Consider the following 1585-nt stretch of genomic DNA (forward strand, 5'->3'; position numbering starts at 1 on the left):
ATCGGCGAGATGCTGCGCTTCAGCCCGCTGGCGGCAGGCCAGGGTGACCACCGCCCGCGCTTCAGCATCGCTGGCGACGGGTTGAAACCAGGTCACGCCACCATTTGAAGCCTCGCCAGCCAGCACCAGCCCCTGATCGGCATCAACCACCGCGATCAGCTGCGGCGTGAAGCCGAGCGCGGGATCATCGCCACAGGTAATGGCGCCGCTTCCAAGGCGCGTTGACACCAGCATCATCGCGGCCTTCAGGCTGCCGCAGGTGCCGATGGAGACGCTGCGCTCGAACGCCCACTGCTCGAGCTCCGGATCGAGATAGCGCGCCTCGCCGGTACAAGTGACGGTCAGAGGAGTGTGCTGCGCCAGGCGAAGATGCGCAAGGCTCCGGCTGATCAGCGCCCGCCCGGCGGATCGAAACCCTTCAGTTGAGCCAGAATAGGACATCGCAGTGTCTCCACGACGGGCGGCGGAAGCCTCTCTCCCGCCTGATGTCCCGTCGCTCTACCCCGCCCCACCTCTTCCTCCCGGCCGCGCAGAGGCGCGCGCGGCCGAGAACGTCGGCATGGCCGCTCAACCATCTCCATTTTTTAGATCTTGATGCCGCGCGGGATCGATCACGAACCCGAACAGACCGGGTTCATACTCGGCTGAAGGTACAAGAAAGCGGCGGCGCTCAAAACCCGGTCCGCGCTGCCCGCCCGGTGTCGCGGTCGTTTCCACAAAGCCGGGAAAGCGATCCGAGCTGACCGCTGCGATCACGAGCCAGTCCCCGGCGTGCTGACGCTCGAAGGTCTGACGATCCCGTTCCCGGGATTCGCCGGGCTGAAGGGGGCGGCCATTTATGGCCTCCCAAGCCTCTGGCCAGTGATTGCGCAGCGCCTCATCGGCCAAGCGGCGCTCATAACCCGTGAAGAGATCGGGCAAAGCCTGCGCAACCGCTGCCCATTCGGCGTCTTCCTCGTAGAACCCCGAGGAGGATCGCAACATTGGATGCACACGTGCATTGTGCTCTGGCGCAAGCTGGAACCCGCCATGCCCGGCGGTGGAGTGGCAGAAGACGCCTTCGCCATAGATAGTGGCACCATGAGAGGAACCCCATGGCGTATGGAGACGGGAGACAATCTCACGCCTCCCGAGTGCCGCGCGCTCAAGTTGGTGTTCGGCGTTCTCCGCGACCAGAGCGCGGAATGCGGCCTCGTCGGCCACATCACCGGAATGGTCGTAGAAGTCATCGCGCCGCCAGGTATCGAGCGGGCGAGATAGTCGCCAGCCGGTCGCCAGGAAATGCCGCCCTTGCCGTGCCGGCACCATGGCGAAGGCGGTGTCACCAACATGGGCGACCAGCAGGTCGTCAGCGCTGCGCCCAAACTCGACGACGGGCAGATGCCGGGAGGGGGAAGCGGGGGTGATCGGAACCGTGGCGTTCATCCTGCGACCGCCTCCACGGCATCAATGTCCTCGCCATTCAAAACGGCATTCAGCCATTCATGCGTACTGATCCAGCCGAGGCTCTTGCGTGCGCCAAGGTCGATGACATGCGCCCCGCCACCGAAAGCCTCGACCCTGGGGCGAGAACAGGTGTGGGCGA

2 protein-coding genes are annotated in these 1585 nt (G+C 65.0%); both read right to left on the reverse strand.

Annotated elements, in window-relative coordinates:
- Nucleotides 1–441: hypothetical protein (locus tag AC4FS3_RS28605; RefSeq protein WP_491023355.1), on the reverse strand; the 441-nt coding region annotated here is incomplete at its 3' end.
- A 126-nt stretch (nt 442–567) separates the two neighbouring features.
- Nucleotides 568–1425 carry a DUF7007 domain-containing protein gene (locus tag AC4FS3_RS28610; RefSeq protein ID WP_491023356.1) on the reverse strand — a complete coding sequence of 286 codons (858 nt, stop codon included), beginning with the start codon at nt 1423–1425 and terminating at the stop codon, nt 568–570.
- Nucleotides 1426–1585 lie beyond the last annotated feature (160 nt).

It is taken from the genome of Pseudogemmobacter sp. TB195 (assembly GCF_058313095.1).

What these genes read in the sequence shown, in the direction of transcription:
- AC4FS3_RS28610 (WP_491023356.1), bottom strand. Translation starts at nt 1,425, where the DNA reads ATGAACGCCACGGTTCCGATCACCCCCGCTTCCCCCTCCCGGCATCTG.